The following is a 15,282-nucleotide window of genomic DNA, read 5'->3' as shown; positions in this document are numbered from 1 at the left end:
GGCCCTACAGGGCCTGCGGGAAGGTGAAGAAGCCCGTCGGGTCGTACTGCTTCTTGATCTTCTTCAGGCGGGCGGCCGCGTCGCCGTAGTAGGCCGTGCGCCAGTCGGTCAGCGTCGCGTCCGTGTAGTTCTGATAGGCCGCGCCCGACGCGTAGGGCCCCATCGCCGTGTGGGCTTTTTTCAGCCAGTCGCGGGACGTCGTGCCGGACGTGCCCGCGCGCCAGCTCGCGATGTACTGCGCGAGCATCCGCGAGCGGCGGTGGACGAACGCCGTCGCCGTCGGGTCGACCCGGTTGACCGCGCCGCCCAGCGCCGTCAGGGCGACCGAACCGGAGCCCGCCGGGACCGACTCCAGCTGCCGCAGCAGCGTGCGCACGCCCGCGTCCGAGAGGTTCTTGTCGAAGAAGTCCGAGTGCGCCGCGTACGTCTCCCGCTGGAGCGCGCCGCTCGGGGCGCGGCCGGGGGTGGCGCCCGGCAGGTGGCACTGGGCGTCGGAGGAGAAGCCGGAGCAGCCCGCGTAGATCTCCATGGCCTCCTCGTAGGAGTGCCGCTTCAGGGAGACCGAGGAGGCCGGGCCGGGGCCGCCGGTGCCGTCGGCGAGCCGGTCCACGGCGTTCTGGAGTTCGGTGTACGTGCCCAGGGAGAACGCGGAGACGGAGACGGTGGGGCGGCCGCCCGACGCGTTCGCCACGTGCAGCGACGACCAGATCTCGTCCGGCTGGGAGGGGCCCCACTTCTGCCACGCCTTGAGGACCGTGGCCGCCTTCGACCAGGGCCAGGACAGGAACGCGGAGACGGCGCGCGGCGCCGGGTGGGTCGTGAACCGCAGCTCGGTGACGACGCCGAACTGGCCGTTGCCCGCGCCGCGCAGCGCCCAGAACAGGTCCTTGTTGGTGCGGGCGTCGGCGGTCAGCTCCTTGCCGTCCGCCGTGATCAGGGTGGCGCCGGTGAGGCTGTCGCAGGTCAGGCCGTAGGCCCGGGAGACGACGCCGTGGCCGCCGCCGAGCGTCAGGCCCGAGACGCCGACCGTGGGGCAGGAGCCCGCCGGGATCGTGACGCCCTTGGCGGCCAGCGCCCGGTAGACGTCGATGAGTTTGGCGCCGGCGCCGACCACCGCCCCGTCCCCCGAGGCGCGGACCGCCTTCATGCGGGACACGTCGAGGATCAGCCGGCCGTCGCCCGAGGACCAGCCCGCGTACGAGTGCCCGCCGTTGCGTATCGCCACCGGGACCCGGTGCGCGCGGGCGTAGGCCAGCGTCGTACGGACGTCGTCGGGGCCCGCGGCGTACGCGACCGCCGTCGGCCGCAGGCTGTCGAAGCGGGTGTTGTACAGCTGCCGGGCCGCCGCCCACTGCGCCTGCCCGGGGCGGACCAGGGAGCCGTCGAGGTCCTTCGCGAGCGCGTCCAGGTCCGCCGCGGCCCGCACCCCGGCGGAGGCGCTCGTCGAGCGCGGCGGGGCGGAGCGCGACCCGGCCGACGCGGTGGTCGCCGCCGGGGAGCCGCCGGACGACGAGGTGCACCCCGGCACCGCCGTCGCCGTGAGTGCCGCCGCCGACGCCGCGATGAACGTCCGCCGTTCGATGCCCATGCCCATGTCCGTCCGCCTCCCGTGGCCCCCCGGGGTACGAGACGTGCTGGGGGAGCCGTGGGTTCCCTCTACCCCGCCGGGGCGGTCAGGCGCCCTCGACGTGCTCCTGCGCGTCCGTACGGGCCCTGCTGCGGGCTCTTCTGGCGGGCCCGCGCCAGCCGCACGTACAGCGGGCGAGACAGAATCTGCCCTGTTCCGCGACCGTCGTGGCGTGGTCCGTCCGCTGCTGGTCCTGCTGTCGCCGATCCACGGCGTCACGGTAGCGGGCCCGTGTGAACGCTCCTGGGAAGCCCCCGTTCGCGTGACGGCTGCCCCTACTCGTCGTTAACCGGGGGGACAGCGGGGCCGCACGACGCACACGGACAGGCTTGGGGGTAGGCAAGCGATGGTGGTGCAGCAGGACGGGCGCTCGGCCGGCTCGGCGCATCCGCTGAGGTCGGCACGGAGAGCGGCGGCGGTCGCCGCCGCCCTGGCGGGTGTCGTGGCGGGCGCGGCGGGGTGCGGGGGCGGCGCCCGCGCGGGGGAGCGCGGGAGCGATCCGGTCGAGGCCGTGCGGGACGCCCCGGACCGGCTGGTCCGCGAGGGCGGCTCCCGGGCGCGCACGTCGATGCAGATGGCCAGCGGCGGCACCCGGGTCACCATCCGGGGCGCCGGGTCCTACGACTACCGGGCCGGGCTCGGCCGGCTCCAGGTGCGGCTGCCGCAGGACGCGGCCGGCGCCCAGGAGCACCGGCCCATCACCGAACTCCTCGCGCCCGGCGCCCTCTACATGAAGAACCGGGGCGCGGGCGTGCCCGCCGACAAGTGGGTGCGGCTCGACACGGCCTCCCTCAATGACGGCAACCTCGTCACGGGCGGGGCCACCGATCCGCTGGTCGCCGCCGAACTGCTGCGCGGCGCGCGCGGGGTGACGTACGTGGGGCGGAGCGATGTCGCCGGGGTGGCGACGCGGCACTACCGGGGGCGCGTCGATCTGGCCGCCGCCGCGAGGGCCGCGTCCGCGGGGAACCGGAAGGCGCTGGCCGCCGCGGTGAAAGGGTTCGGCAGCGCGCCGGTGCCCTTCGACGTGTATCTGGACGACGCGGGGCTGATCCGGAAGATCACGCACCGGTTCCGCTTCGCCGAGCAGCAGGCGCCGGGGCAGCCGAAGAAGGACGTGGACGTCGCGTCGACGACGCTGTTCTACGGGTTCGGGAGGCCGGCGGAGGTCGAGCTTCCGGACAAGAAGGACATCTATGCGGGGAAGGTCGCCGAGCGCTAGTGCGCCCGGCGGGTGCCGCCGGGGCGGTCCGGGGCTCGGGTGGGGGGCCGGAAATGGTTCTTCCGTGCCATGCGCCGGGCGTGCACGGCTGCCTACTCTAGGAAGCCGACTCCATGAGTCGGCAACCGCGGAAGGGGTGATGCGCGTGGCTCCGGTGGGCGGTACGGCTGTTCAGGACTACGTCGCCCTCGCCGAGATCGAGCTCTGCGGAGAGCTGATCATCGCGGCCTCCGCCGTCTCCGAGGGACGGCTCAGCGCGGACCGGATCGACGAGGTGCTGCGGGTCGCGGAGGGATCGCCCGAAGGACCGGGCGACCCGCACTGACGTGGACGGCGGCCCTCGGGCCGCCGCCCGCGCGGCGGGCTCAGGTGCGCAGCAGGCGCGCGATCGCCTTGGTGGCTTCCTCGACCTTGGCGTCGATCTCCTCGCCGCCCTTGAGTGCGGCGTCCGCCACACAGTGGCGCAGGTGCTCCTCCAGGAGCTGGAGCGCGAAGGACTGCAACGCCTTGGTGGAGGCCGAGACCTGGGTGAGTATGTCGATGCAGTAGACGTCCTCGTCGACCATCCGCTGGAGGCCGCGGATCTGGCCCTCGATGCGGCGCAGGCGCTTGAGGTGCTCGGCCTTCTGGTGGTGGTAGCCGTGGATGCCGCGGTCGTGGTCGGTCACGATCTCGGCCGTGGGCTCTGCTTGTGTCGCGTCCGTGGTCATCGTGTCCGACCTCCCGTTGCCGTCCTCATATACCCCCAGTGGGTATATGGTACTCGATTCCCCCCACCCCGTGCTGATCACTGTGCCTGATGGGCGACACTGGGGGAACGCCGGTTAGCCGTGGCCGGATGATGCGCCTAGCATCAGCCTGACCCAATCCAGAGCACCCCGAGGACCCCACGTGCGCTTTCGTCTGACCCCCAGGGAGACGAGCTTCTACGACATGTTCGCCGCGTCAGCGGACAACATCGTCACGGGCTCGAAGCTCCTGATGGAACTGCTCGGTGCGGACTCCTCCGCCCGGGCCGAGATCGCGGAGCGGATGCGGGCAGCCGAACACGCCGGTGACGACGCCACCCACGCGATCTTCCACCAGCTGAACTCCTCGTTCATCACGCCCTTCGACCGCGAGGACATCTACAACCTCGCGTCGTCCCTCGACGACATCATGGACTTCATGGAGGAGGCCGTCGACCTCGTCGTCCTCTACCAGGTCGAGGAACTGCCCAAGGGCGTCGAGCAGCAGATCGAGGTCCTGGCCCGGGCGGCCGAGCTGACCGCCGAGGCCATGCCGAATCTGCGGACCATGTCCAACCTCACCGAGTACTGGATCGAGGTCAACCGTCTGGAGAACCAGGCCGACCAGATCCACCGCAAGCTCCTGGCCACGCTCTTCAACGGCAAGTACGACGCCATCGAGGTGCTGAAGCTGAAGCAGATCGTGGATGTGCTGGAGGAAGCCGCCGACGCGTTCGAGCATGTCGCCAACACGGTGGAGACCATCGCCGTGAAGGAGTCCTGAGGCCGGCTCATGGACACCTTCTCCCTGATCGTGACGATCGGCGTCGCGCTCGGATTCACGTACACGAATGGCTTCCACGACTCTGCGAACGCCATCGCCACTTCCGTATCCACCCGTGCGCTGACGCCCCGTGCGGCGCTGGCCATGGCCGCCGTCATGAACCTCGCCGGTGCCTTCCTCGGCAGCGGTGTCGCCAAGACGGTGAGTGAGGGGATCATCGCGACCCCCGAGGGCGACAAGGGCATGGGCATTCTGTTCGCCGCCCTCGCCGGTGCCATCGTGTGGAACCTCATCACCTGGTACTTCGGGCTTCCCTCGTCGTCCTCGCACGCCCTGTTCGGTGGAATGGTGGGTGCCGCCCTCGCGGGCGGGACCACCGTCTACTGGTCCGGGGTGTGGGAGAAGATCGTCATCCCGATGTTCACCTCGCCGGTGATCGGTCTCGTCGTCGGTTATCTGGTGATGACCGCCATCATGTGGCTCTTCCGGCGCTCCAACCCGCACAAGGCCAAGCGCGGCTTCCGGATCGCGCAGACCGTCTCGGCGGCCGGCATGGCGCTCGGCCACGGCCTCCAGGACGCGCAGAAGACCATGGGCATCGTCGTCATGGCGCTGGTCATCGGCGGCCACGAGACGTTCGAGGACCCGATCCCGGTCTGGGTCAAGATCGTCTGCGCCGTGATGCTGTCGCTCGGCACCTACGCGGGCGGCTGGCGCATCATGCGCACGCTCGGCCGCAAGATCATCGAGCTGGACCCGCCGCAGGGGTTCGCCGCCGAGACGACCGGTGCCTCGATCATGTTCGGCTCGGCGTTCCTGTTCCACGCGCCGATCTCCACGACGCACGTCATCACCTCGGCGATCATGGGTGTCGGGGCGACGAAGCGGGTGAACGCGGTCCGCTGGGGTGTCGCCAAGAACATCGTCATCGGCTGGTTCATCACGATGCCGGCGGCGGCGCTGGTCGCGGCCGCGTCCTACGGGATCGTCTGGCTGGCCTTCGGCTGAGCGGCGCCCGGCGCGTGGTTCCCCGCGCCCGCGACGATCGAAGCCCCGCCCTCCTCGCGGAGGGCGGGGCTTCTCTCTTGCCTCGTGGCGGCACCGCCATGCAGCACCACGAGGGGATCGGGGGGGGCCTAGCCGAAGCGGCCCGAGATGTAGTCCTCGGTGGCCTGGACCGACGGGTTGGAGAAGATGCGCTCCGTCTCGTCGATCTCTATGAGCTTGCCGGGCTGGCCGACCGCCGCGAGGTTGAAGAACGCGGTGCGGTCGGAGACGCGGGCCGCCTGCTGCATGTTGTGCGTCACGATGACGATCGTGAAGCGCTCCTTCAGCTCGCCGATCAGGTCCTCGATGGCGAGGGTGGAGATCGGGTCGAGGGCCGAGCAGGGCTCGTCCATGAGCAGGACCTGCGGCTCGACCGCGATGGCGCGGGCGATGCACAGGCGCTGCTGCTGGCCGCCGGAGAGGCCGGAGCCGGGCTTGTTCAGGCGGTCCTTGACCTCGTTCCAGAGGTTGGCGCCCTTCAGCGACTTCTCGACGACGTCGGAGAGCTGCGACTTCTTGTACGTGCCGTTGAGCTTCAGGCCCGCCGCCACGTTGTCGAAGATCGACATGGTGGGGAAGGGGTTGGGGCGCTGGAAGACCATGCCGACCGTGCGGCGCACGGCGACCGGGTCGACCGCCGAGGCGTACAGGTCCTCGTCGTCCAGCAGGACCTTGCCCTCGACGCGGCCGCCGGGGGTGACCTCGTGCATGCGGTTGAGGGTGCGCAGGAACGTCGACTTGCCGCAGCCGGAGGGGCCGATGAAGGCCGTCACCGAGCGGGGCTCGACGGTCATGGAGATGTCTTCGATCGCCTTGTGGGATCCGTAGTAAGCGGTGAGTCCGCTGACGTCGATTCGCTTGGCCATGGGATTACGTCACTTCCGGTTCGAGTCGCTGAGGAGCTCAGTCAGCCGCGTCAGCGGCCCGTCTTCGGGGCCTTCCAGCGGGCGATGCCGCGGGCCACGAGGTTGAGGATCATGATGAAGGCGATCAGCACCAGGGCCGCCGCCCAGGCGCGGTCGTACGCCGCCTGGCTGCCGCCGCTCTTGGCGTACTGGTCGTAGATGTACAGCGGCAGGGACGCCTGCGGTCCGTCGAAGGGGTTCGCGTTGATCAGCGGGTTGCCGAACACCAGGAGGAGGACCGGGGCCGTCTCGCCCGCGATGCGGGCGACCGCCAGCATCACGCCGGTGGTGATACCGCCGATCGACGTCGGCAGGACGACCTTCAGGATCATGCGCCACTTCGGCACGCCGAGGGCGAGGGCGGCCTCGCGCAGCTCGTTCGGGACGAGCTTGAGCATCTCCTCGGTGGAGCGGACCACGACCGGGATCATCAGGATGGACAGGGCCATCGAGCCGGCGAAGCCGGAGTAGCCGAAGCCCAGGATGAGGATCCAGAAGGACAGGATGAACAGGCCCGCGACGATCGAGGGGATGCCCGTCATGACGTCGACGAAGAACGTGACGGCCTTCGCGAGCCTGCCCCGGCCGTACTCCACCAGGTAGATCGCCGTCAGCAGGCCGATCGGGACCGAGATCAGGGTGGCGAGGCCGACCTGCTCCAGGGTGCCGAGGAGGGCGTGGTAGATGCCGCCGCCCGGCTGGTAGCTGGTGACGAAGCCCATCGAGTGGGTCAGGAAGTACGGGTCGAGCACCTTCACGCCGCGCTTGACGGTCTCGTAGACCAGCGAGGCGAGCGGGATCACCGCCAGGACGAAGGAGACCCAGACGATGCTGGTCGCCACCCGGTCCTTGGCCTGGCGCCGGCCCTCGACCTTCGCGGCGATCACATAGGTGCCGAGGACGAAGACCAGGGCGGCGAGCAGCCCCCACTGGACGTGGCTGGACAGGCCGGCGCCGAGGCCGATGGCGCAGCCGACGGCGACCGAGCCGACGGCCGCGACCCAGGGGAACCAGCGGGGCAGCCGGGCGGCGCTGAGCGAGCCGGGGCCGGGGCCCTTCGCGAGCGGGGTCGTGGTGCTCATGCGTTGGCCCCCGAGTACTCCTTGCGGCGGGCGATGATCATGCGGGCCGCACCGTTCACGATGAGGGTGATGACGAACAGGACGAGGCCGGAGGCGATGAGGGCGTCGCGGCCCTGGTCGTTGGCCTCGGCGAACTTCGCGGCGATGTTCTGCGCGAAGGTGCCGCCGCCCGGGTCGAGCAGGCTGGCGTGGATCAGGAAGTCGGGGGAGAGGACCGTGGCGACGGCCATCGTCTCGCCGAGCGCGCGGCCGAGGCCGAGCATCGAGGCCGAGATCACGCCGGACCGGCCGAAGGGGATCACCGACATGCGGATGACCTCCCAGCGGGTGGCGCCGAGCGCGAGGGCCGCCTCCTGGTGCATCAGGGGGGCCTGCTTGAAGACCTCGCGGGAGACGTTCGTGATGATCGGCAGAATCATGATCGCCAGCAGGATGCCGACGGTGAGCAGGGTGCGCGGCGCGCCGCCCTGCCAGGCGAAGACGCCGGTCCAGCCGAAGTAGGCGTCGAGCCAGCCGAACAGGCCCTCCAGGTGCGGCACCAGGAAGAGGGCGCCCCACAGGCCGTAGACGATCGAGGGCACGGCGGCGAGCAGGTCGATCACGTAGGCGATGAGACCGCTCAGCCGCTTCGGTGCGTAGTGCGTGAGGAAGAGCGCGATGCCGACGGCGACCGGGACCGCGATCAGCATGGCCACGACCGAGGTGGCGACGGTGCCGAAGGCCAGCACGGCTATGCCGAAGACGGGCGGCTCGGCCGTCGCGTTCCATTCGAACGTGGTGAGGAAGTTGCCGTTGTTGTCGGGGAGGACAAGGGCGGCGCGGTAGGTCAGGAAGACCGCGATCGCGGCCATGACGACCAGGAGCAGGATGCCCGCGCCGCGGGAGAGGCCGAGGAAGATCCGGTCTCCGGGGCGGGTGGCGCCGCGGGCGGCGCGCTTGGCCTGGGCGGGGGAGGGGCGGTCGACGGGCGCCGGTGGCGCGGGGGGGTGCGTGGTGAGGTCCATGGGGTCTCCGGTCTGCGAAGTCCCGTACCCGATGGGGTGCTACGGACTTCTGGCGGCGGTGCACCGGACGGTGCGGGCCGCCCGGACTCAAGGTGAGCCGGGCGGCCCGCACGGGGGTCAGCTGATGCCGGCGACGGTCTCGCGGACCTTCGCGTTGATCTCGGCCGGGATCGGGGCGTAGCCCAGCTCGGCGAGGGCGCCCTGGCCCTGCTCGCCGGCCATGTAGGTCAGGAAGGACTTGGTGGCGGCGAGGGTGTCCGACTTGTTGCCCTTGTCGCAGACGATCTCGTAGGTGACGAGGGTGATCGGGTAGGCGCCGTCGGCCTTGGTGGCGTAGTTCAGCTCCAGGGCCAGGTCCTTGCCCGTGCCCACGACCTTGGCGTCGGCGATCGCCTTGGAGGCGTTGTCCGTCGTGGCCTTGACCGGGGTGGAGGCACCGGTGTCGATGTCGACCGTCTTCAGGCCGTCCTTGGCGTAGGACAGCTCGACGTAGGTGATCGAACCGGCGGTCTGCTTGACCTGCTGGGCGAGGCCGGAGGAGCCCTGCGCGGACTGGCCGCCCTTGGCCTGCCAGGCCTTGCCGCCCTCGTACTTCCAGTCGCTCGCGGCCGTGGCCTTGAGGTACTTGGTGAAGTTGTCCGTGGTGCCGGACTCGTCCGAGCGGTGGAACGCCTGGATCTTCGTGGCGGGGAGCTTGGCGTCGGGGTTGAGCTTCTTGATCGCCTTGTCGTTCCACGTGGTGATCTTCGAGTCGAAGATCTTGGCCAGCGTCGGGCCGTCCAGGACGAGGCTGTCGACGCCGTCCAGGTTGTAGGCGACGGCGATCGGGCCGCCGACCATCGGCAGGTCGATGCCCTGGCCGCCCTTGCAGACCTTCTTGGAGGCGGCGACCTCTTCCGGCTTGAGCGCGGAGTCGGAGCCGGCGAAGGCGACCTGGCCCTGGTTGAAGGCGGTCACACCGGCGCCGGAGCCCTCGGGCTTGTAGTTGATCTGCACGCCCGAGCAGGCCTGCGAGAACGTCTGGCGCCACGCGTCGATCGCGTTCGCCTGCGCCGAGGAGCCGTTGCCGAGGAGCTGGCCCTTGGCGTCCTTGCACTCGATGTTGTTCTTGGCGTTCGAGGACGAGCTGGGGCTGCTGCTCCCGCTGTCCGTGTCGTCCGAGCCGCACGCCGTGAGGGCCAGGGCGCCGGAGACGGCGAGAGCGCCGAGAGAGAGGGCGCGGAGCCGGTTCTTGCGCTGAAGCTTCACCTTCGGATGTTCCTTCCAGGAGCCGCCGGCCGGGTGTCTGGCACTGCGGCGGCGTGCGAAAGTCTGCGGAATTCCAGTCGAGCGGCGAGCCGTTTCCCGTCGCCGGGGGCGCACCGCGTAAGGCTGAAATTAAGCAGATCAGGTGAAGTGACCGATGGCCGTGAGTGAACGGAGGGTGAACCTAAGCAGGCGGTGTGGTTAGGTCACGGAGGGGTTACGTCACGTCATGTGCAGGGCGTCGAGGAGGGCGTCGACGAGTTCGCGGTCCCGGGGCTGCGTGAGGCGCGCGCGGGCCGCCGCGGGCGGCAGCCACAGCAGGCGGTCGACCTCCCGGTTGGGCAGGAAGACGCCGCCGGTGGCCTCCGCCGCCCAGTAGTCGACCCTCTTGGGGCGGCCGTTGGCCCGGTAGCGCAGGGTGGGCAGCGGGGCGCCCGGGGCGCAGTCGTGGCCGGTTTCCTCGCCCACCTCGCGCAGCGCGCCCGCCAGCGGCGCCTCGCCGCGCTTGAGCTTGCCCTTGGGGTGCGACCAGTCCCCGTACTTGGGGCGGTGCACCAGACAGATCTCCAGGCCCTCGTGGACCAGGGAGCGGCGCCACAGGACGCAGCCCGCGGCGAGCACGGTGTCGGGGGCGTCGGGGGCGTCGGGGCCGTTGGGGGTGTCGGGGATGCCGGGCACGGTCATGGGGTTCCCACCGTCTCTCGCTGCCATGCCTGTCCGAACGCGGTCCTGGCGGCCTCCACCTGATGGCGCTGATCGGCGTGGAGCACGCCGAGGGCGTACGCCGTCGCGGGCGCGATGCGCGGGGTGCGTGCCGCGTGCGCCGCCGCGGCCGCGGCCTCCGCGGCGTCGCGGTGCGTGTTCAGGGCGTGCGCCGCGGCGGTCAGCCGGACGGACGCCGGGTCCGGGCCGGGCAGCACCTCCTGCGCGTAGCGGTGCAGGCGCAGCAGGAGGCGTACGTGGTGCCAGGGCGCGTCCGCGTCCGGGTTGTACGGGGTGGGGGCGCGGCCCGCGGTGTGGTGCAGGGCGGCGACCGCCTCGGTGAGCCGGGACTCGGCCTCCCCGGCGAGCTTGGGCAGCGCCGCGGGGGTGCCGGCCAGCGGCACCTCGCTGGCCAGCACGGCGACCCGGTCCGCCACCGCGTGGAAGCGCGGGCTGCCCAGCGACTGGAGGGCGGCGCTGTGGGCGCGCGTCCTGGCCAGGGTCAGCTGGCGCTCCAGCAGCGCCGCCGCCTTGGCCGCGCCGAGGGCCAGGGTGCTGGCGGCGGCCGGGGCGGCGGCCGCCGCCTGCTGGGGCAGCGCGGAGCCGTTCGCCGCCGACGTCAGCCGGTGCAGGGCGTCGGCCAGCCGGGTCAGCCGGTCCGCGCAGGCGTGCTCCTGCGCCAGCGTGCCGGACAGCCACGCCAGTTCGGGGCGCAGCGCGTCCGACCACTCCGGGTCGAGCAGCGGGCGGAAGGTGTGCAGGGTGCCGCTGATCCGGCGGGCGGCGCGGCGCAGGGTGCGGGCCGCCTCGGCCGCGGGGCCGCCCGCCGCGCCGCTCTCGCCGTGCCGGCGCAGCGAGCGCAGGAACTCGGTCGCCTGCTCCCGGAGGTACGTCTCCAGGACGTCGCCGTCCTGCGGTCCGGGGTGCGGGCCGGTTCCCAGCGGCTCGCCGGACTCAAGGTGTCGCTGTGCCACGCCGGCGCCTCCGGGCGTCTATGAGCATCTCCTGTACGTTCCGCAGGGGGCGTCCGGCCGGGTCCGACGGGTCGGTCGCGTGCCGGGTCCAGTTGCCGTCCGGGCCCAGGTGCCAGGAGGCGGTGCCGTCGGACATCCCCGTTTCGAGCAGCCGGCTGAGGGCGGCGCGATGGGCCGGGTCCTCGACCCGGACCAGGGCCTCGATGCGGCGGTCGAGGTTGCGGTGCATCATGTCGGCGCTGCCTATCCACACCTCGGGCTCGCCGGCGTTGCCGAAGGCGAAGACCCGGGAGTGTTCGAGGAAGCGGCCGAGGACCGAGCGGACCCGGATGTTCTCCGACAGGCCGGCGACGCCGGGGCGCACGGCGCAGATGCCGCGCACCCACACGTCGACCGGGACGCCCGCCTGCGACGCCCGGTACAGCGCGTCGATGATGGCCTCGTCGACCATCGAGTTGACCTTGATACGGACATAGGCCGGGCGGCCCGCGCGGTGGTGCTGGACCTCCTTCTCGATCCGCGTGATCAGCCCCGTGCGCAGCGACTTGGGGGCGACGAGGAGGCGGCGGTAGGTCTCGCGGCGCGAGTAGCCGGACAGCCGGTTGAAGAGGTCGGAGAGGTCGGCCCCGACCTCCTGGTTCGCGGTGAGCAGGCCCAGGTCCTCGTAGAGGCGGGCGGTCTTGGGGTGGTAGTTGCCGGTGCCGACGTGGCTGTAGCGGACGAGCGACTCGCCCTCCTGGCGGACCACGAGGGACAGCTTGCAGTGCGTCTTGAGGCCCACCAGGCCGTAGACGACGTGGCAGCCGGCCTCCTCCAGCTTCCGCGCCCACTTGATGTTGGCCTGCTCGTCGAAGCGGGCCTTGATCTCGACCAGGACGAGGACCTGCTTGCCCGCCTCGGCCGCCTCTATCAGCGCGTCGACGATGGGGGAGTCGCCGGACGTCCGGTACAGCGTCTGCTTGATGGCGAGGACGTCCGGGTCGGCGGCGGCCTGTTCCAGGAACGCCTGGACGGAGGTGGAGAACGAGTCGTACGGGTGGTGCAGCAGCACGTCGTGGCTGCGCAGCGCGGCGAAGATGTCGGGCGCCGACGCCGACTCCACCTCGGCGAGGTCGCGGTGGGTGCCCGCGACGAACTTCGGGTACTTCAGCTCGGGGCGGTCGATGCCCGCGATGGAGAAGAGGCCGGTGAGGTCGAGCGGGCCGGGCAGCGGATAGACCTCCGCCTCGCTGACCTTCAGCTCGCGCACCAGGAGGCTGAGCACCTCCGCGTCGATGGTCTCCTCGACCTCCAGGCGCACCGGCGGGCCGAAGCGGCGCCGCATCAGCTCCTTCTCCAGGGCCTTGAGGAGGTTCTCGGCGTCGTCCTCCTCGACCTCCAGGTCCTCGTTCCGCGTGACGCGGAACATGTGGTGCTCCTCGATCGTCATGCCGGGGAACAGCTCGCCCAGGTGCCGGGGCGCGGAGATCACGTCCTCGATGGGGACGTAGCGCTGCGGGGACGCCTCCAGGAAGCGGGCCAGCAGCGGCGGGACCTTCACGCGGGCGAAGTGGCGGTGGCCGGAGACCGGGTTGCTGACCACGACCGCGAGGTTCAGGGACAGGCCCGAGATGTACGGGAAGGGGTGCGCCGGGTCCACCGCCAGGGGGGTCAGCACGGGGAAGATCTGCTGCATGAACAGCGTGTAGAGCCGGGACTGCTCCTTGTCGGTCAGCTCGTTCCAGCGCACGACGTGGATGCCCTCGTCGGCCAGGGCCGGGGCGACCTCGTCCTGGTAGCAGGCGCCGTGCCGGGCCATGAGCTCCCGGGACCTGTTCCAGATCAGTTCGAGCACCTCGCGGGGCTGGAGCCCGGAGGCCGAACGGGTGGCGACGCCCGTCGCGATGCGGCGCTTGAGGCCGGCCACCCGGACCATGAAGAACTCGTCCAGGTTCGACGCGAAGATCGCCAGGAAGTTCGCCCGCTCCAGGAGGGGCGTGGTCGGGTCCTCGGCCAGTTCGAGCACGCGTTCGTTGAACGCCAGCCAGCTGCGCTCCCGGTCCAGGAAGCGGCCCTGGGGCAGCTCGGCGCCGTCCTCGGCGGTGTACTCCTCCGCGTAGTCGTCCGGGTCCGCGTCGATGTCCGCGACGATGCCGGCGAGCTTGGCGGCCGAGCGTTCGTAGTCGCCGCTCGCCACGGGATGGGGGCGGTGCGCCGCCAGGGAGCCGACGGAGGGCTGGGGGTGCGAGGCCGAGGAGGGCTCGGACTCGGCTGCGGACTGGTCCTGGGCGGCGTTCGGCTGGCTCATGGACCCATTCTTCCGCGCGGAGACGGTCTCGGGCGCGCCGGGAAGGTCGCTGAGCGCGGGGGCCAGGCGGAGTCGGCCGGGGGCGGGCGCTTGCGGGGTGGGGGGTTCCGGCGGGGCCGAGGGGGTGTCGGGCGCGGGGGGCTGCATTCCGTGAGGGTCGCAACCGCGTCTGAATCAGTGGTTACGGCGATGTGACGTGCGGGATATGGGGGTGTGGCGCGGGGTTGTCGGGCGGGGCGCGCCGTGGGGCTCGGGGGGTCGTGCGGGGGGCCGGGTCTCCGGCGCGGGTGCGCCGGGCGCGGCCCCCGCGCCCGGCGGGCTGCCGCGCCCGGCGGGCTGCCGCGTCCGGCGGGCTGCCGCGTCCGGCGGGCTGCCGCGTCCGGCGGCCCCCCGCGCCCGGCGGGCTGCCGCGTCCGGCGGCCCCCCGCGCCCGGCGGGCTGCCGCGCCCGGCGGGCTGCCGCGCCCGGCGGGCCCCCGCGCCCGGCGGGCCGCCTCGCCCACCCCCTGCCGCCCCGGCGGCGGACCGCCCGGGACGTGCGGGGCGGGGGCGCGGGGGTGGGTCAGGGGGTGCGGTGGCGGAGGATCGCGAAGGCCGCCGCCGTGGCGGCCGCCGCGAGGAGCAGGATGCCGGCCGATTCCGTCAGCTGGAGGGGCCAGTAGTGGGACGACGGGTGGTACGTCACCGAGAAGTCCTGGAAACCGCGGGCGCAGCGCCGCAGCTGGGCCGCGCCGCCCGCGTCGACGCACGCCAGGTCGTTGGTGACGTGCTCGCCCGCGGCGGTGACCGCGTCGCGGCGGAGCACCTGGGCGCCCGCGGGCGCGGCCGGCGGGACCGGGCCGTGCTCGGTGACGGTGGGCCACAGGCTGATCCGGTAGCGCGCGCTCAGGTACCCGGTGACCAGGAACGCGGCGACCCCGGCGACCCCGCCGGCCAGCGCCTTGCGGAACAGGACGCCGCCGAGCGCGCCCGCGGCGAGGCCGAGCACGACGCGGGTGAGGGCGAGCGGCCCCGAGCCGAGGAACAGGTACTCGTCGTACCAGGGGATGCGCGGCTCCGGCCCGCTCGTCGCCACCAGGTGCAACAGGGTGACCAGCGGGATCGTCCCGGCGATGAACCAGGCCGCGGGGACGGCGAGCGTCGTCGCCAGCCAGCGCGCCGGGCTGACGGACTGCACCCAGGCCAACTGGGCCGTCCCGCGCTCCAGTTCGCGCCCCACGCAGACGACTCCCATGAAGAGCGCCGCGATGTACGGCGTCAGGTAGACGAACGCGCCGACGGAGCGCAGGAGTTGCTCGTACCGGAAGGACGGGCCGCCGATGTAGTCACAGTCCGAGGGCGCGCAGCGGGCCAGCTGGCGCACGGCCGCGTCCGCTCCCGGGCCGTGCAGCCACAGCAGCAGGCCGCAGGCGGCGAGGACCGTCGCGAGCCACAGCCACAGGGCGACCCGGTGGAGGCGCAGCGTCGTGCGCACGGGGCCGGTGAGGCGCGGGACGCGCGGGCGGCGCGCGGGCGCGGGGAGGGTCTGGGTCATGAGCCGGATCTCTTTCCGGGGCGTCGTGACGCGCGGGGCGCCGGGGAGGGCCCGGCCGTGCCGGGGAGCCGCGGGGGCAGGGCCCGGTCCGCGGGGTGGGCCGCCGGCCGCGGGAGGGCGGCGGGCCCCGCCGGCGGGTGGG

Annotated in this window: 15 protein-coding genes; 4 read left to right on the top strand and 11 right to left on the bottom strand. The window is 72.2% G+C overall.

From position 1 onward, the window contains the following. Positions 1–4: 4 nt before the first annotated feature. The gene (locus ACIP5K_RS05620) at positions 5–1,588 is read right to left on the bottom strand and encodes an FAD-binding oxidoreductase (RefSeq protein ID WP_401405171.1); all 1,584 of its coding nucleotides are present in this window, start codon (positions 1,586–1,588) and stop codon (positions 5–7) included. Positions 1,589–1,673: 85 nt separating this feature from the next. After that, complete coding sequence (locus tag ACIP5K_RS05615; RefSeq protein WP_401405169.1) at positions 1,674–1,838, bottom strand: hypothetical protein; 165 nt, start codon at positions 1,836–1,838, stop codon at positions 1,674–1,676. Between the two features lie 135 nt (positions 1,839–1,973). Between ACIP5K_RS05615 and ACIP5K_RS05610 the strand changes: the two genes are divergently transcribed. After that, the gene (locus tag ACIP5K_RS05610; protein ID WP_401405167.1) at positions 1,974–2,849 is read left to right on the top strand and encodes a hypothetical protein; all 876 of its coding nucleotides are present in this window, start codon (positions 1,974–1,976) and stop codon (positions 2,847–2,849) included. A gap of 139 nt (positions 2,850–2,988) precedes the next feature. Next, positions 2,989–3,174 (top strand): hypothetical protein, encoded by a 186-nt coding sequence (locus ACIP5K_RS05605; RefSeq protein ID WP_401405165.1) that lies wholly within the window; start codon positions 2,989–2,991, stop codon positions 3,172–3,174. Between the two features lie 40 nt (positions 3,175–3,214). Here the strand turns inward: ACIP5K_RS05605 and ACIP5K_RS05600 are convergent, their stop codons facing one another. Continuing rightward, positions 3,215–3,559 carry a metal-sensitive transcriptional regulator gene (locus ACIP5K_RS05600; protein ID WP_401405164.1) on the bottom strand — a complete coding sequence of 115 codons (345 nt, stop codon included), beginning with the start codon at positions 3,557–3,559 and terminating at the stop codon, positions 3,215–3,217. 181 nt (positions 3,560–3,740) lie between these two features. Between ACIP5K_RS05600 and ACIP5K_RS05595 the strand changes: the two genes are divergently transcribed. Beyond that, complete coding sequence (locus ACIP5K_RS05595) at positions 3,741–4,361, top strand: DUF47 domain-containing protein (RefSeq protein ID WP_401405162.1); 621 nt, start codon at positions 3,741–3,743, stop codon at positions 4,359–4,361. Between the two features lie 9 nt (positions 4,362–4,370). Beyond that, complete coding sequence (locus ACIP5K_RS05590) at positions 4,371–5,369, top strand: inorganic phosphate transporter (protein ID WP_018527889.1); 999 nt, start codon at positions 4,371–4,373, stop codon at positions 5,367–5,369. Positions 5,370–5,497: 128 nt separating this feature from the next. Here the strand turns inward: ACIP5K_RS05590 and pstB are convergent, their stop codons facing one another. The 8 genes from pstB to ACIP5K_RS05550 all read right to left on the bottom strand — a co-directional run bounded on the left by pstB (position 5,498) and on the right by ACIP5K_RS05550 (position 15,140). Then, a complete protein-coding gene (pstB, locus tag ACIP5K_RS05585) occupies positions 5,498–6,274 on the bottom strand; it encodes a phosphate ABC transporter ATP-binding protein PstB (RefSeq protein WP_401405159.1) in 777 nt (258 codons plus the stop codon). Positions 6,275–6,324: 50 nt separating this feature from the next. Then, positions 6,325–7,395, bottom strand: coding sequence for a phosphate ABC transporter permease PstA (gene pstA / locus ACIP5K_RS05580; protein ID WP_401405157.1), 1,071 nt, complete (start codon positions 7,393–7,395; stop codon positions 6,325–6,327). Beyond that, positions 7,392–8,399, bottom strand: a complete 1,008-nt coding sequence (pstC, locus tag ACIP5K_RS05575; RefSeq protein ID WP_401405155.1) for a phosphate ABC transporter permease subunit PstC — start codon at positions 8,397–8,399, stop codon at positions 7,392–7,394. The genes pstA and pstC overlap by 4 nt, the downstream gene beginning before the upstream one ends. 117 nt (positions 8,400–8,516) lie before the next feature. Further along, positions 8,517–9,647, bottom strand: coding sequence for a phosphate ABC transporter substrate-binding protein PstS (gene pstS, locus ACIP5K_RS05570; protein ID WP_401405153.1), 1,131 nt, complete (start codon positions 9,645–9,647; stop codon positions 8,517–8,519). A gap of 219 nt (positions 9,648–9,866) precedes the next feature. Continuing rightward, positions 9,867–10,328 (bottom strand): NUDIX hydrolase, encoded by a 462-nt coding sequence (locus tag ACIP5K_RS05565; RefSeq protein ID WP_401405151.1) that lies wholly within the window; start codon positions 10,326–10,328, stop codon positions 9,867–9,869. Continuing rightward, positions 10,325–11,320 carry a CHAD domain-containing protein gene (locus ACIP5K_RS05560; RefSeq protein ID WP_401405149.1) on the bottom strand — a complete coding sequence of 332 codons (996 nt, stop codon included), beginning with the start codon at positions 11,318–11,320 and terminating at the stop codon, positions 10,325–10,327. Before ACIP5K_RS05560 ends, ACIP5K_RS05565 begins: the two co-directional genes overlap by 4 nt. Continuing rightward, positions 11,301–13,754, bottom strand: coding sequence for an RNA degradosome polyphosphate kinase (locus ACIP5K_RS05555; protein ID WP_401405147.1), 2,454 nt, complete (start codon positions 13,752–13,754; stop codon positions 11,301–11,303). The genes ACIP5K_RS05560 and ACIP5K_RS05555 overlap by 20 nt, the downstream gene beginning before the upstream one ends. 414 nt (positions 13,755–14,168) lie before the next feature. After that, entirely contained in the window at positions 14,169–15,140 is a 972-nt protein-coding gene (locus ACIP5K_RS05550; RefSeq protein ID WP_401405146.1) for a hypothetical protein, read from the bottom strand. Positions 15,141–15,282 lie beyond the last annotated feature (142 nt).

Source organism: Streptomyces sp. NPDC088785, assembly GCF_044750685.1.
Lineage (GTDB): Bacteria > Actinomycetota > Actinomycetes > Streptomycetales > Streptomycetaceae > Streptomyces.
Note: the sequence above shows the minus strand (reverse complement) of the source record. Positions and strands in the feature narration are given on the sequence as shown.